Here is a 23,733-nt window from a genome sequence, read left to right as displayed (position 1 = left end):
AGATATTCGAGGCTCCCTTTTTTTTTACTATTTTTAAAAAGAACGAATAAGTGCAATTGTGGTATAATCTCTGTATTAAAAAGTAAAAGGATGTTTTTTAATGAAAATAGGCATTGTGGGGAATTACGGCAATGATAATAATGGTGATGAATCAATATTATACGGCATTCTTCAACAAGTAAAACAAACATTTTCGGTAACGAGTGACGACATTACCGTTTTTAGCAATAACACAAAACAAACATCCGAGCGTTATGGGGTACATAGCTATCCATTGTATTATAAAAAGGGCAATCTATATAAAACGTTTATCCATACGTATAAAAATAACAAACAGTATGTATCGAACTTTGACCTCCTCATCATTGGTGGTGGTGGTATTTTAATGGATTTTTATAAACGTGAGGCTCATCTTTATGGAACATACGCAATGATGGCAAAACAAAGTAATATTCCCTACATTATTTACGGATGTGGCGCAGGACCACTAGATACGATTTCTGGTAAAATTAGTATCCGTGTTATGTGTCGTTATGCAGCAAATATCTCTGTTCGTGATCCTCAGTCTAAAAAACTATTACAAAGTATCGGGGTCAAGAAACCGATTGAAGTGATTGGTGATCCTGCATTTACGTTAAAAGGTGATCGCAAAGATTATGCTGAAAAGCCAAGAAAAATTGGTGTTTCGGCCGTTCCGTATTATAATGCAAACTATTGGCCAGAAGGTAATGTAGCAAAATACGATGCATATGTAACAGGTATGGCGAAAAATTTAGATCAAGTAATTACTGAGCAAAATGCTCACATTACATTTTTTGCAACGAAATTTCCTCAAGATGTAACAGTGACACAAGATATTCAGAAGAAAATGCAGCATCGTGCACATACAGAAATAATTGAAGGAAATCTTGTGCCTGAGCGTTTACTTGAAGTAACAGGCGAGCAAGATATAATAATAGGTACGCGTTTACACTCGCTTATTTTGGCGACCAATTCAGAGACTCCCATTATTGCTGTATCCTATCATACAAAAGTGCAAGATTTTATGTCCTTTGTTGGGGCATCAGATCGTTGCTTACAGATGCAGGATATAGAAGATGATGAGAATGCTCTTTCTAAATTAGTTGGTAAACTAAGTAGCAATTGGGAACAGTCAATTGCAGAGACGAAACAAATTGCTACACACATTCATAAAGAGGCCATGTATGGTCAGGAATTAATGAAAAAGGCAGTGACACGTCTATGAAAAAAATACTCGTCATTAGTAATATGTATCCAACATCTGATCATTTATCATTCGGTATTTTTGTAAAAAACCAAGTTACAGCTCTTAAAAAAGCTGGACTAGACGTTGAAATAGCAGTGAATACAAACCCAGCTACAGGCAAGAAAAACACCATTGTAAAATATGCTAAATGGGGATTTTCTACATTAATGAAGGGTTTAAAAAATCGAAAATCAATCGATATCACACATGCGCACTATGTGTTTCCTTCAGGGATGTTATCGCTACTTTTAAAGAAAATGTTTGGTATACCGTACATTGTTACTGCTCATGGTGGAGACATTGAACGTATGGCAAAGAAAAGTGCGAGAATTCGCAACTGGACAGCGAGTATTTTACGTGAAAGTGAGCATGTCATTGCAGTAGGTCCTGTGTTAGCACAACAAATTGAGCAAGACTTTGATATAGTTCCCGACAAAATCTCAGTAGTTAGCATGGGCGTGAATCGTGAAGTATTTTCAAAAGGTAGACAAGCAGAAGTACGTCAACAATTGCAATTAGCCAAAGAGCCTTTTGTTTTTCTATTTGTAGGAAATGTCATTAAGCAAAAGGGTGTTGAAGAGCTACTGCAGGCATTCCAAATGTTAAAAACGAAAGTGGAGCGTCCTATAGAGCTAATTATTGTAGGCTCTAGAAGAGATGAGGGCTTTTTCCAATCTTTGCAACCATTCTTCAGTGAAGACGTCAAATTTATAGACCCACTAAAACAACAGGAACTTGTAAAGTGGTTCCAGGCAAGTGATGTCTTCGTATTACCATCACATTTAGAAGGATTCGGGCTAGTAGCATTAGAGGCATTAGCGACAGACACACCTGTTATCGCTTCTAAAGTAGGTGGCCTTGTATCACTACTTGGTGAAGGTGCAGGGCATTTAGTGGAGCCTGAAGACGCAATCGCTTTATCTGAGGAGATGCTGCGTGCAGTGAACACGCCGAAAGAACAATATATGAATCGTGAAGCGGTTGAAAAAGTATTAGACGTTCACGATGAAAAAAATATAACAGCAAGATGTATTGCCATTTATAAGTCGGCCATTAAAGGTAGGGATGACTTATGAATAAATTTATAAAAGTTGTCGGGGCCGTTGCGATTATTAATATCGTTGCTCGTGTATTCGGCTTTTTACGTGAAATCATTATCGGTATCCAATATGGGAGTTCCCATACTGCGGATAGTATTTTTACAGCTTACACCATTCCGAATTTTTTATATTTAGTAGTAGGTGGTGCTTTTACGACAGCCGTTATCTCGATTTATAATCGGGAAACGACAGACCGAGCATTATTTGTAAAACAGTCCTTTACCATTGTGTTGTTGACTGTTTCGGCTATGACTATTATTTTATTAGCATTTACGAATCCAATCATGGAGATTTTTAACCAAGAAAAAATTAATGGTGATTATAGTCAAAGTGATTTAGACTTATTGAAAAACTTGTATTTTTGGATGATGCCGTCATCGATATTACTTGTTTTATCTTCTTGGTATAGTGGCTTACTGAATGTCAATGAAAAATTCCACTTATCGAGCTTTGCCATTTTAATTTACAACGCGATTTTCTTAGTAATTGCAGTTGGGTTATCTCAAATTGAAAGTATCAAAGCACTTGGGTACGGTATTAGTGCTTTAGCCAGTGCGGCGATTATGCTGTATTTCTTAATAATTGGTTATCGTAAATTAGATTCCCATAAAGTCGGGTTTTCATTTGAACAAAATATGTCCTCAAAGCAACTTTGGATTATGGTTTTACCAATTATGCTTGGAGGAGCGACGATTCAACTTTATGCCTTATTACAGCGTGTATTTGCTGGAATGCTTTCAGAAGGGGCGGTTGCTGCTGTTAACTATTCTTCAAAACTGATGCAATTTCCACAAGCTATTTTAATTACAGCTGTTACAACGGTAATTTATCCGATACTGAGCCAAAAAGAAGCCAACAATGACCTTGCTTCTATTAAGAACCTTTATTCAAAAGGTTTACATTATCTATTGTTGCTACTTATACCAGTAACAATATATTCTTACTTCTACTCAGAAAACCTTATACAAGTTATATTCCAATATGGTAAATTCGATGCTGACTCGACTGCCATTACAGCACCTGTCTTAGCAATATTCGTGTTATCCATGTATTTCTTAGCTGCGAATACGTACATTACGCGTTTTTACTATGCAAAAGGCGACTCGATGGCACCAGTTATTTTCAGTTTAATTAATGTATTTGGTGTCAATATTGCCGTCATTATGCTAATGGTAGACAATTACGGTGCTGTAGCAATTGCTTGGGGTACATTAATTAGTTCCATTACAAACTATATTATGTTAATTATTTATGCGATACCTAAGTATGACTTAAAAATGGGTATATTCAGCAAAGAGTTGCATTTTTTCAGAGCAATACCGCCAATGATTATCATTACGATTGTCATGTATTTCTCAAGCCATTATTTAGTGTTTGAATACAAGTGGTTAACCTTCATTGTAGGACTAGCTATTTTTATCGCTGTCTTTGTTGGTTCTTACTTAGTATTTGGCATTAATGAGGTAAAAGAATATATAGATAAGCTGAAAAAGAAGTTATTAAAACAATAAAAAATGAAAAGGCTGTGTAAACAGTCAGATATAAAAAATCACCATTTTTTTATTTGTTAAAAATATGCTTATTTTAGACAGAATATCTTTTTTAAAGCATGCTGGGATTACTTCCGGCATGCTTTTTATATTGTATGTAAAGCCTGTGAAAGTACATTTGTAGAGGATTGTAATGATGATTGGATTAAATCTTATAATCGATTGTATTTATTTTCAAAAGGCAAGAAAAGTACCAAACATCATATTTTTGCTAAAAATGCATAGTGTAATTTTTTGAATTGTATTATAATTAGCATTATTCAGGTAGTGAAAAGGATAATGATAAGTTGTAATATGGTATTAACTATTTTAAATACCATAATTAAACAAAAATTAATATTTATTAATAGAGTAAGGTGACAATTATGGCAAGAGGTAGGAAAATTAATTCGAATGGTGAAAGAAGTAAACAATTATTACTTGAAAAAGCTGTGGAGCTTTTCTCTGAAAGGGGATATTATGCTACGAAAATAAGCGATATAGTGAAAGCGGCAGATGTAACGCAGCCGACATTTTATTTATATTTTAAAAGTAAAGAATCGCTCTATAATGATTTGAACATAAGATTTCAACAGGGGTTTAATGAAATCATGTGCAATCAAAATGAAGAAGTAGAAAAGGGGATAGAGGGCTTTATTCAAATGCTAGAGCAAAAGTTATATATGTTGTTCCTTTATATAATTGAGAATCCAAAGCTAACGAAAATAGGCTTTTTTGAATCTAAACAATCATCATGTGTTAAATCTCAATTGACACAGCAATTTATTGAGCTAGTTTATCGTCATGATTGTGCTTGTCTGTTTCAATACCAAAATATCGATGTGAAAATAGTAGCAGATAGTTTAGTTGGCTCATTTGAACGTTTAATATTGACAAATTTATTAGAACAAAAAAGCAAGCCATGTGAACTTGCACGAAATTTAGTGCATGTATTTTTTCTCCTAAAAGAATCTTCTAGTCGTGATAGTGGATGTAGCTATACTAAATAATACTAAAACCCCTCTCCACATAGCTTGGAGAGGGGTTTTAATTTGACTTCCACTACGGGGGCGTACGCTTTCCGCGCAGCACTCGGTAAGCCGCAACCCTCGCTAACACGCGGTCTATTGCGTCTTACGTAACTGTGCTTTCCCGCAGGAAGTCACTGTCCTTCGCTCCAATTTAATTGTTTGAGTGCCTGACACTTAGTAATCAGCTCCTAAATCGTAAAAATCCACTACGATTTCCGCAGGCAAGGCCCCAGCTATTTTTAGCTACGAACGTCCACTAAAATATTCAAATCGCTCCCTGCTCCTTGAAACGTTTGCCAAAACAATTCTATAAGAAAAGCGTTTGATTTTCGCAGCAAGCATCCACTTGAAGCAAAGATCAAACGCAATCTAGTATGGGGTAGCCCCATTTTTATTTAGTTACTGCTATATGGAGATAAATCCCCTTTTGTAGTTTGCCACCTGTAGGTTTTTGAATAGTTGGATGAACAAGTAGCATATATTCTTGCCCTTCAACTAAAGGATCAGTAGGTGTAATCATTAAGGAATTATCTTTTTCCACCTTTGTTGTAAACGAAATTTCGTCTCCGCCTAAAGCAACTAGCTGTACGCTGCCTTCAGGAATAGGTGTAGAGAAAGCTTGTGAAAACTTAACAGTAAACGTTTTAGTAGTAGGCACATTTTTTAGGCTAACTAGTTCTTGATAATCTTTATATTGCGCTTTAATAGCATCATAGTGAGCTTGGAAAATTGGTGCAGTCTTCGTTTGGATGTTTGGTTTCACACCTACTTCATTAATAGTGTGACCTGCAGGGCCAGTAAATTTACCGACAGTAAGCTTTAAATAACTACCGTCATGCAATTCATAGAAGCCTTGCATTGCCCCTTTGCCGTAAGTAGTTTCACCATAGAGAATTGCGGATTGTTGATCTTGTAACGAAGCCGCTAGCATTTCAGATGCACTTGCACTATAGCGATTTACTAAAATACGAGTATCTGCTGGGAATTTAACGTTTTGTTGTTTAGCACGAACTTCGTAAGAGGCATGTGCTTCTTGCAATAAATAAGCGATTTTTGCCTTTGGGAATAAACCAGTAAGCTGTTCTGCTGTTGCAACATAGCCACCGCCATTATTTTGTAAATCCAAAATAAAAGAAGTAGCGCCACGCTGTTTAAGCTGAATCATTGCCTCTTTTACTAGTTGAGCACCATCCTCAGAGAAAGAAGACATTGCTATGTAGCCAACATTACCAAATAATAAAGCAGACTCTACGTTTGGTAGTGTGAATTTTTTACGTGTAATTGTTTTCGTGGAAGTGGAACCGTTCTCGTGTAATAGCTTAACCTGTACTTGTGTACCTTCATTACCGATTAATAGAGAAGAGGCTTCTTCTATAGAGTTACCTACAATGGATTGACCGTTAATGGCAATAATGATATCTCCAGCCACGACACCGGCCTCAGAGGCTCCACCTTCGTCGATTACTTGTAAAATATGAATACCATCCTCATGCTCCTCAATTACGACACCAATACCAATTGTGGATAGATTGATGCTATTCATAAATTCCTCAAACTCTTGTTTAGAAAAATATGTTGAATAGGGGTCTAACATATTAATGATGTCAGAAATGGTTGTTGCCTTTTGTAGGTCTCCATTAATTTTACCAACATAATTTTCCGTAATAATTTCTTTTATTTCTTCAACAAGTTGCTGGTCATTATTTGCAGCAGAAGCGTTTGATAATGGAAAAATGACAAAGCTCAATATGAACAAGAAGGACCATAATACTTTTTTCATAAGACACCTCTTTTCAGAATTATTTACATATATTATACATGAATTTCCATATTGACGTCGAATAAAAACAGACACGTCTATAAAAATAGAACATGTCTGTAAGCAATTCATACTTAGTTTTTCTTGTAAAGCTTATGAATAATGAAGCCTAAAAGTGCTCCTATCATTGCAGGGACAAGCCATCCAAGACTTTGCTCGTACAGCGGTAATGCTTTTAGGATATTTTCATAGGAAGGAACTTTAATATCCATTTGTTTTAAGCCATCGTAAAAACTAACAAAGAATGTCGGGATTAACGCTAAAATATAAACAATTCGTCCACCTTTAAAGAAATGATCGGCAAGCGATAACACCATTAATATCATAGCTAGTGGATAAATAATCAATAGTACAGGAAGTGATGTATTAATGATTGTTGATAACCCAACATTTGTAATGGCTACACTTAATAACGTAAATACGATTAAGAACGTTTTATATGAAATTTGCGGGAATAGTTTATTAAAAAACTGCGCATTGGCTGTCAATAAGCCGACAGCAGTAGAAATACATGCTAATAAAATGGTAAGCGATAAAATAATACTACCGAAGCTGCCGAAAAGGTATTGTGCAGATTTGGCGATGATGACGCCACCATTATCAGATGTACCAATTGCTCCTATACTTGTATTGCCGATATAGCCAAGTGAAATATACACGAAGGCTAAACCAATTGCAGCTACAATTCCTGCAAAAATTGTTGTTTTAACTTGTTTTCTAGTGTCTTTCATTCCCATATCACTTAAGGCTTGTATAATTACAATACCGAAAACGAGTGCACTTAGGACATCCATCGTTAAATAGCCTTGAACAAAGCCCTCGGAAAATGGCGAAATATTGTATTTACCAACAGCCATTCCTGATTCACCCATAGGTGTAATAAAGCTTTTAACAGCTAGTAGTAAAATAACAATCAAGAGTGCAGGTGTTAAAATCTTTCCTACACGATCTACTAGTTTAGAAGGATTGAATGCTAAATAAAGTATAAACGCAAAGAATACTACAGATGTAATGAATAGTGGAGCCCAATGTTCTTGTGCTGCCTCTGAAAGAAATGGTGCAATGCCAATTTCATAAGACACAGAGCCAGTACGCGGAACGGCGAAAAATGGCCCGATTGCTAAATAGACAATTGACGTGAATATGATTCCGAAAACAGGGTGAACACGACTTGCAAGTAACTGTAAATCGCCACCTGCTTTTGCGACAGCGACAATAGCAAGTAAAGGTAAACCTACACCCGTTATTAAAAATCCAATCATCGCTATTGTAATATGTTCACCGGCTTGTTGGCCAAGTAACGGTGGAAAGATAATATTGCCTGCCCCTAGGAACAATGCAAAAAGTAGTAAGCCTACTGCTAAATTCTCTTTGATGAAAATCAAGATGCTTCTCATAAATACTAAAAACTCCTTTATAATTGAAAAAATAAAACTTTCTAAAAATTTTAAATACAGTCATGTATGTTATCATAGGACTATAAAACTTGCAATTAATATACTAATAGTAGATAGTCGGATTCTGTAGTATTCTATAGGATTCATAAATTGTTTGAAAAATAGTCAGTTTTTCCGATTTTTGTTTAGTCACTTCTTTAGTATGATAGACACACAAGGAAATATTTTATCATGAACGGAGGCTATTTGATATGCTAAAATCACAAAAGTGGAGAATTCTCGCTTTAAGCACTATTGCTACTTCATTTTTCGCAATACAGACCGCAGAAGCTGCAACATATACAGTGCAAAAAGGCGATACATTATCCAAAATCGCCCAAACACATCAAGTGACAATACAAGACATAAAAAAATGGAATAATCTATCAAAGGATACGATTTATGTAGCCCAAAAACTAGAGATTACGAAACTGGCGACAACCGAAACGGTAAAACCGTCAAAGCCAACAACAACTACACCTTCTAAGCCATCGACTGCCGTTCATACAGTTATTAAAGGTGATACACTTTCAAAAATAGCAAAGCAATACAATGTGACATTAAAAGAGCTTAAAGATTGGAACGGAATAGAGAACGACACGATTTATATTGGACAAGTGTTAAAAATTTCTCCAGTAGCTGTTATACCCGAGGGTGATACAATACATAACAATGTGACTTCGGATACGGGGACGCCATCAAAAGTAACGAATCAAGATCCTACAGCGAATGGACAAGCTATATACAAAAAAACGGTGGAATTGGCTAATAAATTAATCGGAACACCGTATCTTTATGGTGGAAACACACCAGAAGGTCTTGATTGCAGTGGTTTTATTTTTTATGCTTTCAATCAAGGCGGTTTGAAAATAGGAAGAGATAGCAGCGAAGGCTATTTCAGTAGCAGTACAACGCAAGTAAAAAATCCTGTGCCAGGAGATTTAGTATTTTTTGAAAATACGTATAAAGAAGGCATTTCTCATATGGGAATTTACCTCGGTAACAATAAATTTATTCACGCAGGTACGGATGGCGTAGAACTTTCGGATGTTACGTACTCTTATTGGTCAACTAGATTAGTAGCTTATAAACGATTCGATTCAGTAAAATAATAATTAGGCGATTATTGCATTGCGCAAAAATCGCTTTTTTTTGATAGATAGAATGGAGCGAATCGCTGATAAAGCTTTTCTTTTAAAACTGGTACTTTAATATCCTTCATCCATTTTTGCGGCATCCATCAATCAACGGTTTGTTTACACTAAAAAATCCTTCTTTCTAATAGAAAGAAGGATTTTGTTAATATTATTGTGTTACTCGTGCTGTCCAGCGAGAAAGATCAGCTTGTTGAGCATCAACAAGTTCAGCTGGGAAGATGAATGTCCAAGGTTTTGTTGAGTTCGGTTGGACAGTCAGGATTGGATCCATTGTAAATGAACCTTTTGCGATTTGTTTACCTGTTGCATCGATAATTTCTAACGGTAATTGCTCTAGATTAATCGCTTTATTGTGACCATTACGGATAAAGATTGAAACATTCAGGTTACCATTATCTTCAAGTTTTGCTTGTAGACCAGTGAAGTTAACTTCCGTTTCGCCTAACTTTGGTAATGTATTCACGATTTTTGCAAGCTCTTCTTTTTGTGCTGCTGGTAATTGTTGCTCCCATGAAGGGTCTAATTCTAATTGGTGACCACGTAATGAGACAAGGTTAAAGGCAATTTTCCATCCGTCTTCTGGCACTTCGTCTACTTTAATAGTTGATTTTTCAAATTCAAATACCCATGGACGTGCACTCTCAGCTGGAATTGTGCCAAGTGCTTTAAAATCGAATTTTTTAGATGCTATTAGCTCATCATTTTTATCCATAATGAATAATTCGATTTCACCAAGCTCAATCGCTTCAGCTAATGAAGAACGGAAAAATGCGCGAACAAGCCATTTGCCTGTGCGTGGCTCATCTTCAATACTAATAGAAGAGAGCGATAATTGATTTGGTTTTAATGGCTCTAGCTCATTTGCTAGGAAATTAAAAATGTATTTTTGCTCTTGTGGTACATCCCATTCAGGGTGGAATGAAAGCTTCGTCACAACATCACGATTGTCACCTTTATTAGTAGAAACTTTTCCTAGTAAATCTTTAGAGTCAATTGTGTTCTCTTGTCCGATTTTGTCTGATTTCTTAAAAAATGAAAATAAGCCCATTATTGTACCTCCTGTTGTCCTTCAACCATTTTCATGAAGCCTGTAATTTCGATAATAATAGAACGGCGTAATTCTTGGAAGTTCTTTCCGAATAATTCAAGTCCTTCACGTTGATAAATGCGCATTGGATCTTCCTGTTGGTAATGACGTAAGCCAATACCTTCTTTTAAGTGAGCCATTGCTTCTAAATGTTTCACCCAACCACTATCTATATAACTCAACATAACTTGTGGAATAACAGTCATTACTTGCTCATTTTCTGCGAATTTCTGCATATGATCAAGAAGTTCTTGTTCAGAAGACTGTATATCAGTTAAAATTTGTTTCACTTTGCCTACTTCACGATCAATCGTAACAGGAGTGATGAATAATGAATTAAGTGACTTTTCCATTTGGTCATAAGCCCATTCTACAGAAGGGAGCTCTTCAGGCGCAGCATCGCGCACTGCGAAATCGACCGTTTCGCTTAACATTTTTTTCAGTTCGCCCATTAAATCTTCGCCAGCTAAAATTTTGTCACGTAAACCATAAATAACAGTACGTTGATCATTAATAACATCGTCTAATTTTAAATTGTACTCGCGCATGCCATATTGCGAGCCTTCAACAATGCGCTGTGTACGATTGATTAGCTCTTGTACATCTTTGTTTTGAATGACATCATTTTCATCCACAACCATTTTTGCAGAGAATTTTTCAACTTCTTCTTTTGCATAGCGGCGGAACATATCATCTTCAATAGAGAGAATGAAGCGGCTTTCGCCTACGTCACCTTGACGGCCAGAGCGACCTCGCAGCTGGTTATCAACGCGTCGACTTTCATGCTTCTCGGTACCGATAACATAAAGTCCACCAAGTTCATGGACATCGTCGCCTAGCACGATATCTGTACCACGACCAGCCATATTTGTAGCAACGGTAATACGACCTTTTTGACCTGCTTGAGAGATAAGCTCAACTTCTTGTTCAACCGTTTTAGCATTTAACAATTGGAATTTTAATCCCTCTTTTTTCAAATGATCTGCAACCGTTTCGGATTGTAGAATGGATGTTGTCCCAATTAACACTGGCTGTCCTTTTGCATGGCGTCGTTTTGCTTCAGCAGCAACGAATTTATATTTGGCTGCTTGCGTTTTGAAAATCATATCAGGCTGGTCAATACGTTGACGTGGACGGTTTGTTGGAATTTGAATTACTTCCATACCATACACTTCACGAATTTCTTTTTCCTGTGTTTTCGCTGTACCTGTCATCCCAGAAAGCTTCGGATACATACGGAAATAGTTTTGAATTGTAATTTGCGCTTGTGCTTTATTTTCTTCGGTAATCGTTACGCCTTCTTTTGCTTCGATTGCTTGGTGTAAGCCATCAGAAAGAGAGCGGCCTTCTAAAATACGCCCTGTGAACATGTCAACAAGCTCAATTTTATCTTCTTTAACAATATAATCAACGTCACGCTGGAACATGACATGTGCACGTACAGCTTGGATCACATAGTGATAAAGCGTTTGATGTTCTAAATCGTATAAATTATCAACATCGAATGCAGCCTCTACTTTTTCAATGCCTTTATCTGTTAATGAAGTTGCCTTTGTTTCATCATCGAAATCATAGTCTTCTTCAGCTTTAAAGCGTTTTGCTAACATTGCTGCAATGCGGTGTAATTCATCATTAGCAGGCATTTTACCAGCAATAATTAGTGGTGTTTTTGCTTCGTCAATAAGCACACTATCGACTTCATCAATGATGGCAAAATGATAAGCACGTTGCACTTTATCGGCTAAGCTATGTGCCATGTTGTCACGTAAATAGTCGAAACCGAATTCTGTACCAACACCGTACGTAATATCTGCGTTATACGCTTGCTTTTTTTCAGTTGGTTCCATCATCGGAATATTTAACCCGACTGTTAAACCTAGGAAACGATGAATTTGACCAACAAGCTCAAAGTCACGTTTAGCTAGATAGTCGTTTACTGTAATGACATGAACACCTTTACCTTCTAATGCACGTACATAAGAGGGCAGTGAAGCGACAAGTGTTTTACCTTCACCTGTAGGCATTTCAGCAATATTGCCTTCAGTTAATACAAGGCCGCCAATCAGTTGTACATCAAAATGACGCATACCTAAAACACGCTTTGAGGCTTCGCGTACAACAGCAAATGCATCTGGGATAATTGATGTTATTGGTTCGCCTTGTTCTAAGCGGTCCTTGAAAATAAAAGTCATTTCTCTTAATTCAGCATCTGACTTGTTGACATATGTTTCTTCTAAATTATTAATTTGCTCTACTATTTTATAGTAGCGTTTTAATTGACGAGCACTTGTTTGCTCGTTGTTGAGTTTAAAAATTGAGAACATGAATTTACGCTCCTTTAAAGTTGTCTAAATGCTAGACACCTCATTATTCTATCAAATTTTACGAATGATGACTACATTTGACATTAAGTAATACAAGTAGAATAATAGAGAAAAATGTAAATTGTGAAATGGTGGAAAATGAATAGAAAAAGTATATTTCAGAGCTTGTTCATGCTATAATCAATTTGGATTCAAATGTAGATTATTTTTTTGAGGGGGAGAGACATGCTTTACGTGTCTTTAATAGCAGCATTCGTTGCTTCCATTTTGTTAACTCCACTAGTTAAACGTTTAGCGTTTAGAATTGGTGCCGTTGACGCGCCTAACTATCGAAAAGTACATGCACGCATAATGCCAAGGCTTGGTGGTCTGGCGATTTTCATTGCATTTTTAATAGGGTTGGCGTTCTTACAGCCACAAGGTGAAAATAGTTTAGCGATTATTATCGGAGCTTGTATTATTGTAGCAACTGGTGTCATTGATGATATGCGCGAAATTTCCGCAAAGGCAAAAATGCTTGGCCAAGTTGTTGCTGCCCTTATTGTTATTTTTGTAGGCGGTATTCAAATTGACTTTATTAACTTGCCATTTGGTGGGCAATTAGATTTTGGTTTCTTAAGTATTCCATTTACTATATTATGGATTGTTGGTATTACAAATGCGATTAACTTAATTGATGGCTTAGACGGTTTAGCTGCAGGTGTTTCTTCTATTGCACTAATCACATTATCAGGTATGGCATTTATAATGGGCGATATGTTCGTATTAGCCTTTGCAGCAATTTTAGCTGCAGCAACGATTGGTTTCCTATTTTATAACTTCCATCCAGCAAAAATCTTCATGGGAGATACTGGGGCACTATTTTTAGGATTTATGATTTCTGTATTAGCATTATTAGGATATAAAAACTTTACAATCATTTCGTTAATTATCCCAGTTATTATGCTAGGTGTACCGATTTCTGATACATTCTTTGCAATTGTTCGTCGTTTACGTATGAAGAAAAAATGGTCAGATCCAGATAAATCGCATTTACATCATCGATTATTGGATATGGGCTTTACACATCGTCAAACAGTACTTATTATTTATGGTATTGCGATGATGTTCGGCTTAGCTGCCATTATCTTCTCAATGGCTAAATTATGGGGAGCAATTTTGCTTATTACAGTTATTTTAATCGCCATTGAAATTTTCGTCGAGATTATTGGCCTTGCCGGCAAAAACTATAAACCACTATTAAATTTCATGCGGATTTTTAATAAATAACATTAGAACCAACCATACTATATGGTTGCTCAGACTGAAGACAAACTCAAAGTGATTTTGAGTTTGTCTTCAGTCTTTTTTTGCAGAGATTTTTCCATGTACCGCTCATGTATCGCTAGCGCGGAAAAAGCTTGTTGCTTCGCGGAAATATGGACTTAAAGCGCGGAAATAATCCCGTGAAACGCGGAAAAATGGTGACGAAGCGCGGAATTAATCCCGTGAAGCGCGGAATCTCCTCCTTGTATCGTATGACTATCAAAGGCAATAATAAAAGGAACTACCATGAGCAGACGAAAAAAACAACCAGTGGCCGGTTAAATACCAGCAACTGGTTGTTTCGCAAAGATTTATTGTGCTGACTCGTTAGTAGAACTGTCGTCGCCAGCTGCATTATCTTTATCTGTATTATTATTTGTTAAAGTAGAAGAAGATTTTAAAGCAAGATGGTTTTTAAGAATTTGTGACACATCATCAACTGATTGTTGGTCTAATTGATAATAGTAAACACCTGTAGACATATCATCGCTACCATCTAAAGTTAACGAATCGATGCGTGGTTTACCTTGTTTTAAATAAGACAGGAATGATTTCATTTCACTAAATGTCATATTTGTTTTCATATTATCGCCAATTGCCTTAATGACATCGTCATACTTTGTAATCGAACCGACTGAAGCTACTTTATTTGTAATAGCTGTTAAAATTTCTTGTTGTCGTATACCACGTTGGATATCATTATCTTGTTTACGTGTACGTGCTAGTGCAAGTGCTTGACTACCACTTAAATGTTGTAAACCTGGTTTTAAATTAATCGTATTACGATCAAATTCATCTTTTTCATGTAGAGCATATGGTACTTCAGCTTCAATGCCACCTAATGCGTCGACAACATCAATAAATGCATTGAAGTTCATGCGCACATAGTAGTCGATTGGAATATCTAGAAGTCCTTCAACCGTTTCAATTGTTGCCAGCGTACCACCTAAAGCATGTGCATGCGTGATTTTATCTTTATATCCTACTGAAGGAATATAAACGTAAGAATCACGAGGAATGCTTAACATTTTAATCGTTTTTGTATTGTTGTTTAATGTAGCTAAAATCAGTGCATCTGAACGTGAGTGATCAGAACCTTGTCCACGATTTTCACTATCATCAACACCTACAAATAAAATAGAAACATTATCATGAACCGGTTCTACTTTTTCTTCTCTTAGTGTAGAAACATCGCGACCTTCTAATTCTTCATGTGCTGAGTTTGCAGCGTGTTCGGCTTGTTTTGTAATATAGACTCCGTAGGCCGTAACGCAAATTAGGAAACTAGCAACAAGTAGTAATGCTACTTTTATTATGAAAGAAGCTTTAGAAGACCTCTTTTTCCTTTTTACATTCGTTCTTTTCATGTCTGGTATATTCTCCTCTTGATTTTGGGAATAATTACGTGATTGAACTAAAATTTATTCAAATTAGCACTGTGGTGTAACTGAGTAAGTTAGCTCAATATTAAAATTATACTATGGACCTTCAGCATTAGACAATTAAAACTATTTATTTCACAATAAATTCGATAAATTGCGCGCTCTCGAATGAGATGGATGCTTGTCCATTTGTAAGTTCTGTAATCCAATTTATAAATTGATTTTCTTCCTCTTTTAACACGGAAACAATGATTTCGACACCTTCCAAGTAGCGAATTTCCTCTAATTCGTAAGCGGAGTTACGAATCTCATTTTCTACTTTTCCGAGCCAAGTGTAGTCAATTACAATTTTCATTAGATGGTGTAGCTTACGTTCGACAACTTGTGCAGCGAGTAATCCTTCTGTCGTTGCTTTACCATACGCACGAATAAGACCGCCACCGCCCAATTTAATACCACCAAAGTAGCGTGTGACGACAACGACCGTATCTTTTAAGCCTTGTTTTTTTAATACCTCTAACATTGGGACGCCTGCCGTGCCGCTAGGTTCCCCATCATCATTTGCCTTTTGAATATGATCATGCTCCCCAATTATATAAGCAGAGCAATTATGTGTCGCATTATGATGCATTTTTTTTATGCGCTCAATAAACATCATTGCATCCTCTTCGCTTTCAGTTCGTTCTATATAAGTGAGAAAGCGAGATTTAGAAATTATGATTTCACTTTCTCCATAGCCTTTTACAGTTAAATAGTTATTTCTCATATGTGTCATTCTCCTTTAAAATAGGGTTGTATGCTATAAATTTCATAAAGAAAAAGCATTAATTTTTATCATTGTGATGCTATAATAGGTTTAGACTTAGATTCTATGAAATTGGTCTTTCAAAATACTATGTGGTAATAAGGACATTAGACTGGGGAGTACACTATGTTTTCAAATGATACCTTCGATTTAAAGTCGCTTGATGACGTATTCAATCGAATGTTAGAAACAATAATGAGCTCTAAAGACGATATTTTCATTATAAGTGAACAAAGCCGTAGAAGCTTTGAAGATATGCAACAAGAGCTAGAAATTGTTCGAAAACAGATTTCAACTGTCATCGATGAAGGCGATGCTTTAGAAAAAAGCACGCAACTTGCTAAGCAAAGACTTGTGTTAGTGAGTAAAGCTTTTGATAATTATACCGAAGAACAAGTTAGAGATGCATATGAAACGGCCCATGATTTTCAATTGAAGCTCTCCGTCATTAGAACACAAGAAAAGCAACTTCGCGACAAAAGAGATGATTTAGAGCGACGTCTAAGAGGATTACTCGATACAATTGAACGTGCTGATCATATTGTCAATCAAGTAAATGTTATTTTAAATTATTTAACTTCTGATTTAAAAAATGTTGGGTTAGCGCTTGAACAAGCGAAAATGAAACAAGATTTTGGTATACGAATAATCGCAGCGCAAGAAGAAGAGCGAAAACGTTTATCAAGAGAGATTCATGATGGACCTGCCCAAATGTTGGCCAATGTCTTAATGCGTACGGACTTAATTGAAAGAACGTATCGTGAGAAGGGCATTGAATATGCTTTGACTGAAATTGCTGATTTGAAGAAAACGGTGCGCAATGCGCTATCAGAAGTGCGACGTATTATTTATGATTTACGTCCTATGGCACTAGATGATTTGGGAATTGTGCCGACATTAAAGAAATATTTGTCGACTGTGACCGAATATAATCCTGGTGTTGAAATCCATTTTCAGTCAAGAAGCACAGAGCAACGGATTCCATCAAATTATGAGGTATCCATTTTCCGATTAGTGCAGGAATGTGTAACAAATGCTATGAAACACGGGAAATGTAAGGATATTTGGGTAAAGCTTGAATGGTTGAACAATGCGGTAAATATTGTCGTAAAAGATGATGGCGTTGGATTCGACCAGAAAGTCGTAAAAGATCATTCCTTTGGTATTTTAGGAATGCGAGAAAGAATTGAAATATTAAATGGTACAATCTCAATTGAAAGTGAGATAAATCGTGGCACCACGGTATTATTTAAAATTCCGTTAGAAGTAGATTAAAGAAAGAAATGTGTTGCAGAATTTTAGGGGGTAAAGACTAATGACGAAGATTATTATTGTAGACGATCACCAGCTATTCCGAGAAGGAGTTAAACGCATCTTAGATTTTGAAGATACGTTTGATGTAATTGCAGAAGGTGACGATGGCACAGATGTCGTGAACTTATACGCGGAAAATCAACCAGATGTTGTTTTAATGGACATCAATATGCCAGGGAAAAATGGTGTTGAGGCAACAGCTGATTTAATAGCAGAATATCCAGATGCAAAAGTAATTATGCTATCTATCCATGATGACGAAACATATGTAACACATGCACTAAAATCAGGTGCACTTGGCTATATGCTAAAAGAGATGGATGCAGACGAAATCGTAGAAGCGATTAAAGTAGTGGCTAATGGCGGCTCTTATTTACATCCAAAAGTAACAAAAAATTTAGTAGCAGAATTCCGTCGCCTTTCTGAACATGAAAACAAAGGTAATTTCCACCAAACAGAGATTCGTCGTCCATTCCATTTACTAACAAAACGTGAATGTGAAGTTTTACAATTACTAACAGATGGTCAATCTAACCGTACAATCGGTGAGACACTGTTTATTTCGGAAAAAACTGTTAAAAACCACGTTTCAAGCATTTTACAAAAAATGAACGTAAACGACCGTACGCAAGCTGTAGTAACAGCCATCAAAAATGGTTGGGTTGAAGTACGATAACTGCATAGTATAGAATTGAAGGCTGTTTTTAAAAGCTACTTTAACAGATAAAGTAGTTTTTAAGGCAGTTTTTTTGTTGTGCAACATTTTAAATTATAAGACGTCTTAAGAATGATATAAGCACCTAAAAGTAGAAAATGCGCAACAAAATTCCTACTAATGCATTTATATGCTACAATATTGCGCGGGAGGTTTTATGATGTTAAAGAAAAGTATTCTAGCAGTTTTAACCTTATTAGTGTTAACTGCCTGTGGCAATAAAGAAGATGATTTAACTGCAAAAGAGCGTGAAAAGGTTATTGAAGATGGTACAGTAGGCTTTGAAATGATGGGTGGAGAAGTCGAAAAAGCAACGAATGTACCAGCTAATGAGGAAAAAGCAATTATAGCGGCGTTTGATGAATATATTGCCGCATTCAATGATAAAGACATCCATCGTTATATGAATACGATATCTAAGAACCCAAAAGGATTTAATTATGATGAAGATAAAGTATTTGCAGAGAAAGTATTTGATCAATCCGATACGAAACGCGATGTTGCAAATGTGACTATTGCGAAGTATGAACAGGAAGAAGCTCAAGTATTTGCCAATGTGACAACGCACTCACTCCAACTTGAGACCAATGTAGAACACGAAAGTGCCGGGCGTCAAGTTACGGTGTTTGTGAAAGAGGATGGAGCTTGGAAAGTGACGAGCGTCTTTTATATTGGCGATGACTCAAAATCTAGCACCGGCAATCAATAAGGGGAAATCTTTCCCTTTACTATACATAGAAAATGAATGTGAAGTGGACGTCATCGTTTGAACAGCGATTCAATCCTGATGCAATTACGTTAGGTCGTAATTCAATTCACATTCATTTCTTTTTGAGGTAAACTTGGAACATAGGAGAGTGGACATGAATGAGGACGGCAATCGTAACAGATAGTACTGCATACATTACGCCAGAAGAACGCGCGCGCTTAAACATTCGTATGATTCCGTTAAGTGTAAACATCGCAGGTGAATTATTCGCAGAGGAAGTAGATATTACTGCTTCTGAGTTTTATGATAAAGTACGTGGGGCAAAAGAGTTCCCTAAAACAACACAGCCACCAATTGGTGAATTTGCTTCTCTCTTTGAAGAGTTGGCAAATGATTATGACGAAGTAATTTCCATTCATTTATCGAGTGGTATAAGTGGTACATATCAAGGAGCTGTCCAAGCAGGAGAAATGGTGGAAGGTATTGATGTATACGCATTTGACAGCGAGATTTCTTGCGCTGTTCAAGGCTTTTACGTGCTACGTGCAGCTGAAATGGCGGCAGAAGGTTGCTCAGCACAAGAAATATTAGCAGCATTAGTGGATATGAAGCAGTATATTCGTGCTTACTTCATTGTAGATGACTTAGCGCACTTACAACGTGGGGGACGTCTATCTTCAGCAGCAGCTTTAATCGGAGGCTTATTACAAGTAAAGCCTGTTTTGCATTTTGTAGATAAGGTAATCGTACCATTTGAAAAAATTCGCACACGTAAAAAAGCACTAAAGCGTGCAGAAGACTTACTAGCTGAAGATGCAAACAAGTATGACAAGATGGATGCAGTAGTCATTCACGGCAACTGCCAAAAAGAAGCCGAGGAATGGTTAGCGCAGCTCGCTGCGACATACCCAAACGTAAACTTTAAATTGAGCTATTTCGGCCCAGTTATTGGCACACACTTAGGTGAAGGCGCAATGGGACTAGGTTGGACAAAAAAATAAAATGAAAAAGTCTCTACAACTTGTTGTAGGGACTTTTTTTATTGCATTAGGTAACTGTCCTTAGTTGGAGTGAGAATCGCCGATAGAAACGCGTGAATTGCCGGTAAAACACGAGGAATCGCCGATAGAATTGCTTAAAACGCCGATAAATTCTGTCCAATCGCCGATATACCTGAGTAAATCGTCGATAATCCTGCAGAACCCCCTGTTAGAACCATTATCACAAAAAGAAAGGAGCAAATTAGAATGAAATATAAAGGATGGCTGTTGCCTCCTGCGTTGCGGGACTTTCATGAAGGTCGTATATGGCTAAGGGAGCATTCACCTTTTGCAAAACATGATATACAGCAGGCCATTAATAAAAAGTATCTTCATATAATAGAAGGTATTCAAACAACACCACGAATGAGATGTAATCGTTGCTATAATGACAAGCCGCAGTTCTTTACAATGTTTAATTGTTCAAAATGCCAGCAACAATGTGTGTATTGTAGACATTGTCTGAGCATGGGCAGAGTGAGTAGCTGCACACAATTGATAATATGGAGAGGACCGAAAGCGTATAGAAAAAGACAGCATACACTCCAATGGACTGGCCAACTGACGGAACTTCAACAACAGGCAGCTGATGAAATGCTTGAGAGTGTCAAAGTAGGTCGATGTCATTTAATTTCAGCGGTATGTGGGGCTGGGAAGACTGAGCTGCTCTTTCAATCTGTACATTATGCGTTGGAAAAGGGGTTACGGGTTTGCATCGCGGCGCCACGAACGGATGTGGTGCTAGAGTTATTTCCGCGCTTTCAACGGGTTTTTCCTCAAACGGTCATTCATGCTTACTTTGGAGGGGCGCCGAAACAGGACGGTTATGCGCAACTAATACTGGCTACGACTCATCAGCTATATCGCTTTGAACAGGCATTTGATGTGATGATTATTGATGAGGCGGATGCTTTCCCTTATTCATTCGATGAAACATTAGCAAGAGCCGTGAAAAAAGCCAAAACTGCAAAAGCCTCAACTTACTTTATTACAGCTACACCATCACGGTCATTAATCAAAGAGTTTGATCATTGCTCAATTATTCCAAAAAGATATCACAACAAGCCTTTGCCAGTACCACGCTTCAGCTCGCTATGGGGATATGAAAAAAGCTTAAAGCGTGGAAGACTTCCGAGAAAGCTAAAAGTATGGACAGAGGAGCGGCTTACTAAAAAAGAGCCTTTTCTTATATTTTTCTCGAAAGTTGAATTGTTGAAAATTGCAACGCCACTTTTTCAAAGGCTACATGCAAATATTTTAGCCGTTCATGCTGAGGACCCTGAAAGGAAACAGAAAGTACTTCAGCTACGTAATGAAGAAATTCCTGGGTTACTAACGACGACTATATTAGAAAGAGGTATCACGATAAAAAATGTACAAGTCGCTGTTGTTGGGGCAGAATCGGACATTTTTACTGCAAGTGCATTGATTCAAATTGCTGGACGAGTAGGGCGGCATGAAAATTATGCAGAAGGAGATGTGGTGTTTTTTCATCATGGCATTACAATAGCGATGGATGAAGCACGAGAGAAAATAGAATATAACAATAAGATAGGGTTCTCGCAATGCATAAAGTAGAAATATTTTGTTTATTATGTGCACAGCCTTTGCGTATCGTTCCTAGCTGGAAAACACTTTTAATAAGAAACTTCTCACCTTGCCTTTGTGAAACATGTGCCTCCAAATTTGAGCGTTCATTTACAACAACAGCGCTTTATCAATATAACGATGCAATGAAGAAGTATTTGCATCAATATAAATTTCTTCAAGACGTTGCACTCGCTAAAGTATTTCGACAGGAGTTACATGCACAATTTAAACGAGAGACAGCAACAATTATTCCGATTCCAATGCACCCTATTAAGCAACAAGAGCGTACCTTCTCACATACGGAGGAGCTACTAAATGCAGCTAATATTCCTTATAAACAACTATTAGAAAAAACAACCATAGAAACACAAAGCTCAAAAAATAGGGAGCAACGTATAAAATCAGCTCCACTTTTTCGACTAATGCCTACAGCACAAGTTGAGCATAAAGATTATCTCCTTTTTGACGATATACAAACTACAGGGACAACACTACGGCATGCGAAACAAGTTTTACTAGAAGCAGGCGCCCGAAATGTTCGAACCTTCACATTAATTAATGGATGAAAATGCTAAAACATCATGTATAATAGATTACGAATTTAGGATTCGTGTAATTAAATAGTGATCATGCAAGAGGAGGAAGAATAGATGGCTGAGGTTCGAAATTGTCCAAAATGTAATGAGTTTTTTAATTATACAGGGGTCAGAGAAGTATGTCATAAATGCGCGCAATCAGAAGAGGAATTATATCAAATTGTTTATCGTTTTTTACGAAAACGTGAAAACCGTGCGGCTACAGTAGAACGAATTGTGGAAGCAACTGGTGCTGAAGAGGAACTATTGTATAAGTGGGTTCGTAAAGGTCGTTTACAGCCGGCAATGTTCCCGAACTTAGGCTATCCATGCGATAACTGCGGTCATTTAACGACAACAGGGAAACTGTGTACAAAATGCCAAGACGAATTAAAATCAGATCTTCGTACATTTGAGGCAGCGAAGGAGTTCCGTGAAAGTGTAGCTGAGCATGATCGCGTAACCTATCATGCTGAACGTAAAAAATAACATTAGCATTGTTTTTTTACACTAGAGTTGAGCTTCCTTCAGTTACACATGTTTAATGCTCATGCGAATCAGCAAGCAAATTGTAACAGGAAATTCAAAAGGACGAAGTTAAATTATACACCTTAAAGATGGTTGATAAGCGAAAGTGTGTTAATTTTAAACAAAATTAGCACACTTTTTTATATTTGAAAACTTAACATTGTTGGAGACAATCCGAAATAATAGTAAGATAAGCTTTTAAGATAGGGGGACGAACATGAAAATCACATCGTATGGTGTTAATGCTGTTAACGCATATAAAAATCAAATACGTAATGTCAAATCTGGCGACAACAAAGCGTCATTTGCTGACAAAATTGAAATTTCAAAAGCAGCGCAAGAAATGCAAGGGGTAACGACATACAGTACTGAACGAGCTGAACGCGTGCAACAATTAAAGGCAGATATTGATTCTGGAGAATACAAGGTCAATGCTCGCAAAGTTGCTGAAGATATGCTGAAATATTATCGTTTCTAGGAAATACAGAAAGGGTGCTTAGTAATATGACTGTAGAAACAATTTGTTCTACATTAACAATATTAGAGAGAATGCATAAAAGCTTACTCGAACTAGCCTTTAGAAAAACAGAAATTATTAAAGCTGGCGATATCGAAGCACTAGACCAAATGCTCAAGGATGAGCAGGCACATGTAGCGGCCATTGATAAGCTCGAGCAACAGCGCCAGGTACAGGTAACCGAATACCTTGGAGCAAAAGGAATTGCTTCAACTGACAAAATGTCTGTTGCTGATGTCATCGAGGCTGCTGAACAAGAAGCTGAAAAAGAAGCACTTTCAGCTGTTCGCAATCGACTAATGCTAATCATCAACGATTTACGCAAACAAAATGAACTTAATCAAAAATTGGTATTCCAATCATTACAATTTGTCAATCTAACATTAGATGCACTAAGCCCACGCCCAGAGCAAATGAATTACTCTGGTCGTGAAGTACGTGGTACGAATACAATCGCAAAAAAATCGTACTTCGATTCGCAAGCATAATTCTTTAAATCGTTA

Annotated in this window: 21 protein-coding genes; 15 read left to right on the top strand and 6 right to left on the bottom strand. The window is 36.9% G+C overall.

Translation table 11 applies throughout. The annotated features are described in order from the left end of the window. The first annotated feature begins 100 nt into the window (after window positions 1-100). From ACQKNX_RS15840 to ACQKNX_RS15825, 4 genes are all read left to right on the top strand, one after another. A complete protein-coding gene (locus tag ACQKNX_RS15840; protein WP_427429711.1) occupies window positions 101-1,246 on the top strand; it encodes a polysaccharide pyruvyl transferase family protein in 1,146 nt (381 codons plus the stop codon). Continuing rightward, window positions 1,243-2,343, top strand: coding sequence for a glycosyltransferase (locus tag ACQKNX_RS15835; RefSeq protein ID WP_427429710.1), 1,101 nt, complete (start codon window positions 1,243-1,245; stop codon window positions 2,341-2,343). Before ACQKNX_RS15840 ends, ACQKNX_RS15835 begins: the two co-directional genes overlap by 4 nt. Continuing rightward, window positions 2,340-3,878: a murein biosynthesis integral membrane protein MurJ gene (gene murJ / locus ACQKNX_RS15830; RefSeq protein WP_427429709.1), complete on the top strand. Its 1,539-nt coding sequence runs from the start codon at window positions 2,340-2,342 to the stop codon at window positions 3,876-3,878. The genes ACQKNX_RS15835 and murJ overlap by 4 nt, the downstream gene beginning before the upstream one ends. Before the next feature lie 404 nt (window positions 3,879-4,282). Next, a complete protein-coding gene (locus tag ACQKNX_RS15825) occupies window positions 4,283-4,906 on the top strand; it encodes a TetR/AcrR family transcriptional regulator (RefSeq protein ID WP_427429708.1) in 624 nt (207 codons plus the stop codon). A gap of 412 nt (window positions 4,907-5,318) precedes the next feature. On the opposite strand, the gene ACQKNX_RS15820 is transcribed toward ACQKNX_RS15825, so the two are convergent. After that, the gene (locus tag ACQKNX_RS15820) at window positions 5,319-6,707 is read right to left on the bottom strand and encodes a S41 family peptidase (protein WP_427429707.1); all 1,389 of its coding nucleotides are present in this window, start codon (window positions 6,705-6,707) and stop codon (window positions 5,319-5,321) included. Window positions 6,708-6,820: 113 nt separating this feature from the next. After that, complete coding sequence (brnQ, locus tag ACQKNX_RS15815) at window positions 6,821-8,143, bottom strand: branched-chain amino acid transport system II carrier protein (protein WP_427429706.1); 1,323 nt, start codon at window positions 8,141-8,143, stop codon at window positions 6,821-6,823. A gap of 251 nt (window positions 8,144-8,394) precedes the next feature. On the opposite strand from brnQ, the gene ACQKNX_RS15810 reads away from it, so the two are divergent. Then, window positions 8,395-9,294, top strand: coding sequence for a LysM peptidoglycan-binding domain-containing protein (locus ACQKNX_RS15810; RefSeq protein ID WP_427429705.1), 900 nt, complete (start codon window positions 8,395-8,397; stop codon window positions 9,292-9,294). A 193-nt stretch (window positions 9,295-9,487) separates the two neighbouring features. On the opposite strand, the gene ACQKNX_RS15805 is transcribed toward ACQKNX_RS15810, so the two are convergent. Together ACQKNX_RS15805 and secA2 are read right to left on the bottom strand one after the other, a co-directional pair. Further along, on the bottom strand, window positions 9,488-10,387 hold the full coding sequence (locus tag ACQKNX_RS15805) for an accessory Sec system S-layer assembly protein (protein WP_427429704.1): 900 nt from the start codon (window positions 10,385-10,387) through the stop codon (window positions 9,488-9,490). After that, window positions 10,387-12,750: an accessory Sec system translocase SecA2 gene (gene secA2 / locus ACQKNX_RS15800; protein WP_427429703.1), complete on the bottom strand. Its 2,364-nt coding sequence runs from the start codon at window positions 12,748-12,750 to the stop codon at window positions 10,387-10,389. The genes ACQKNX_RS15805 and secA2 overlap by 1 nt, the downstream gene beginning before the upstream one ends. Before the next feature lie 225 nt (window positions 12,751-12,975). Between secA2 and ACQKNX_RS15795 the strand changes: the two genes are divergently transcribed. Next, on the top strand, window positions 12,976-14,019 hold the full coding sequence (locus ACQKNX_RS15795; protein WP_427429702.1) for a glycosyltransferase family 4 protein: 1,044 nt from the start codon (window positions 12,976-12,978) through the stop codon (window positions 14,017-14,019). A gap of 347 nt (window positions 14,020-14,366) precedes the next feature. Here ACQKNX_RS15795 and ACQKNX_RS15790 read toward each other — a convergent pair whose 3' ends face one another. Together ACQKNX_RS15790 and ACQKNX_RS15785 are read right to left on the bottom strand one after the other, a co-directional pair. Further along, the gene (locus ACQKNX_RS15790; protein WP_427429701.1) at window positions 14,367-15,422 is read right to left on the bottom strand and encodes an LCP family protein; all 1,056 of its coding nucleotides are present in this window, start codon (window positions 15,420-15,422) and stop codon (window positions 14,367-14,369) included. A gap of 145 nt (window positions 15,423-15,567) precedes the next feature. Then, window positions 15,568-16,203: a YigZ family protein gene (locus ACQKNX_RS15785; protein WP_427429700.1), complete on the bottom strand. Its 636-nt coding sequence runs from the start codon at window positions 16,201-16,203 to the stop codon at window positions 15,568-15,570. 165 nt (window positions 16,204-16,368) lie between these two features. Here ACQKNX_RS15785 and ACQKNX_RS15780 point away from each other — a divergent pair, with 165 nt between their 5' ends. From ACQKNX_RS15780 to ACQKNX_RS15740, 9 genes are all read left to right on the top strand, one after another. After that, the gene (locus ACQKNX_RS15780) at window positions 16,369-17,517 is read left to right on the top strand and encodes a sensor histidine kinase (protein WP_427429699.1); all 1,149 of its coding nucleotides are present in this window, start codon (window positions 16,369-16,371) and stop codon (window positions 17,515-17,517) included. A 40-nt stretch (window positions 17,518-17,557) separates the two neighbouring features. Further along, entirely contained in the window at window positions 17,558-18,232 is a 675-nt protein-coding gene (locus ACQKNX_RS15775; RefSeq protein ID WP_340820895.1) for a response regulator transcription factor, read from the top strand. A 196-nt stretch (window positions 18,233-18,428) separates the two neighbouring features. Then, a complete protein-coding gene (locus tag ACQKNX_RS15770) occupies window positions 18,429-18,980 on the top strand; it encodes a nuclear transport factor 2 family protein (protein WP_427429698.1) in 552 nt (183 codons plus the stop codon). A gap of 158 nt (window positions 18,981-19,138) precedes the next feature. Then, window positions 19,139-19,981, top strand: a complete 843-nt coding sequence (locus tag ACQKNX_RS15765; RefSeq protein WP_427429697.1) for a DegV family protein — start codon at window positions 19,139-19,141, stop codon at window positions 19,979-19,981. Window positions 19,982-20,227: 246 nt separating this feature from the next. Continuing rightward, window positions 20,228-21,598, top strand: a complete 1,371-nt coding sequence (locus tag ACQKNX_RS15760) for a DEAD/DEAH box helicase (RefSeq protein ID WP_427429696.1) — start codon at window positions 20,228-20,230, stop codon at window positions 21,596-21,598. Beyond that, window positions 21,586-22,176 carry a ComF family protein gene (locus tag ACQKNX_RS15755; RefSeq protein WP_427429695.1) on the top strand — a complete coding sequence of 197 codons (591 nt, stop codon included), beginning with the start codon at window positions 21,586-21,588 and terminating at the stop codon, window positions 22,174-22,176. The genes ACQKNX_RS15760 and ACQKNX_RS15755 overlap by 13 nt, the downstream gene beginning before the upstream one ends. A gap of 84 nt (window positions 22,177-22,260) precedes the next feature. Then, window positions 22,261-22,674 carry a TIGR03826 family flagellar region protein gene (locus ACQKNX_RS15750; protein ID WP_427429694.1) on the top strand — a complete coding sequence of 138 codons (414 nt, stop codon included), beginning with the start codon at window positions 22,261-22,263 and terminating at the stop codon, window positions 22,672-22,674. Window positions 22,675-22,930: 256 nt separating this feature from the next. After that, window positions 22,931-23,191 (top strand): flagellar biosynthesis anti-sigma factor FlgM, encoded by a 261-nt coding sequence (gene flgM / locus ACQKNX_RS15745; protein ID WP_427429693.1) that lies wholly within the window; start codon window positions 22,931-22,933, stop codon window positions 23,189-23,191. Between the two features lie 26 nt (window positions 23,192-23,217). Beyond that, on the top strand, window positions 23,218-23,718 hold the full coding sequence (locus tag ACQKNX_RS15740) for a flagellar protein FlgN (protein WP_427429692.1): 501 nt from the start codon (window positions 23,218-23,220) through the stop codon (window positions 23,716-23,718). The last annotated feature ends 15 nt before the right edge of the window (window positions 23,719-23,733 follow it).

Source organism: Lysinibacillus sp. NPDC093712 (genome assembly GCF_050280025.1).
GTDB lineage: Bacteria > Bacillota > Bacilli > Bacillales_A > Planococcaceae > Lysinibacillus.
Note: the sequence above shows the minus strand (reverse complement) of the source record. Positions and strands in the feature narration are given on the sequence as shown.

What these genes read in the sequence shown, in the direction of transcription:
- ACQKNX_RS15780 (WP_427429699.1), top strand. Translation starts at nt 16,369, where the DNA reads ATGTTTTCAAATGATACCTTCGATTTAAAGTCGCTTGATGACGTATTC.
- ACQKNX_RS15755 (WP_427429695.1), top strand. Translation starts at nt 21,586, where the DNA reads ATGCATAAAGTAGAAATATTTTGTTTATTATGTGCACAGCCTTTGCGT.
- brnQ (WP_427429706.1), bottom strand. Translation starts at nt 8,143, where the DNA reads ATGAGAAGCATCTTGATTTTCATCAAAGAGAATTTAGCAGTAGGCTTA.
- ACQKNX_RS15750 (WP_427429694.1), top strand. Translation starts at nt 22,261, where the DNA reads ATGGCTGAGGTTCGAAATTGTCCAAAATGTAATGAGTTTTTTAATTAT.
- ACQKNX_RS15805 (WP_427429704.1), bottom strand. Translation starts at nt 10,387, where the DNA reads ATGGGCTTATTTTCATTTTTTAAGAAATCAGACAAAATCGGACAAGAG.
- ACQKNX_RS15825 (WP_427429708.1), top strand. Translation starts at nt 4,283, where the DNA reads ATGGCAAGAGGTAGGAAAATTAATTCGAATGGTGAAAGAAGTAAACAA.
- ACQKNX_RS15835 (WP_427429710.1), top strand. Translation starts at nt 1,243, where the DNA reads ATGAAAAAAATACTCGTCATTAGTAATATGTATCCAACATCTGATCAT.
- ACQKNX_RS15770 (WP_427429698.1), top strand. Translation starts at nt 18,429, where the DNA reads ATGATGTTAAAGAAAAGTATTCTAGCAGTTTTAACCTTATTAGTGTTA.
- ACQKNX_RS15795 (WP_427429702.1), top strand. Translation starts at nt 12,976, where the DNA reads ATGCTTTACGTGTCTTTAATAGCAGCATTCGTTGCTTCCATTTTGTTA.
- ACQKNX_RS15740 (WP_427429692.1), top strand. Translation starts at nt 23,218, where the DNA reads ATGACTGTAGAAACAATTTGTTCTACATTAACAATATTAGAGAGAATG.
- ACQKNX_RS15765 (WP_427429697.1), top strand. Translation starts at nt 19,139, where the DNA reads ATGAGGACGGCAATCGTAACAGATAGTACTGCATACATTACGCCAGAA.
- ACQKNX_RS15760 (WP_427429696.1), top strand. Translation starts at nt 20,228, where the DNA reads ATGAAATATAAAGGATGGCTGTTGCCTCCTGCGTTGCGGGACTTTCAT.
- ACQKNX_RS15810 (WP_427429705.1), top strand. Translation starts at nt 8,395, where the DNA reads ATGCTAAAATCACAAAAGTGGAGAATTCTCGCTTTAAGCACTATTGCT.
- ACQKNX_RS15785 (WP_427429700.1), bottom strand. Translation starts at nt 16,203, where the DNA reads ATGAGAAATAACTATTTAACTGTAAAAGGCTATGGAGAAAGTGAAATC.
- secA2 (WP_427429703.1), bottom strand. Translation starts at nt 12,750, where the DNA reads ATGTTCTCAATTTTTAAACTCAACAACGAGCAAACAAGTGCTCGTCAA.
- ACQKNX_RS15790 (WP_427429701.1), bottom strand. Translation starts at nt 15,422, where the DNA reads ATGAAAAGAACGAATGTAAAAAGGAAAAAGAGGTCTTCTAAAGCTTCT.
- ACQKNX_RS15840 (WP_427429711.1), top strand. Translation starts at nt 101, where the DNA reads ATGAAAATAGGCATTGTGGGGAATTACGGCAATGATAATAATGGTGAT.
- ACQKNX_RS15820 (WP_427429707.1), bottom strand. Translation starts at nt 6,707, where the DNA reads ATGAAAAAAGTATTATGGTCCTTCTTGTTCATATTGAGCTTTGTCATT.
- ACQKNX_RS15775 (WP_340820895.1), top strand. Translation starts at nt 17,558, where the DNA reads ATGACGAAGATTATTATTGTAGACGATCACCAGCTATTCCGAGAAGGA.
- murJ (WP_427429709.1), top strand. Translation starts at nt 2,340, where the DNA reads ATGAATAAATTTATAAAAGTTGTCGGGGCCGTTGCGATTATTAATATC.
- flgM (WP_427429693.1), top strand. Translation starts at nt 22,931, where the DNA reads ATGAAAATCACATCGTATGGTGTTAATGCTGTTAACGCATATAAAAAT.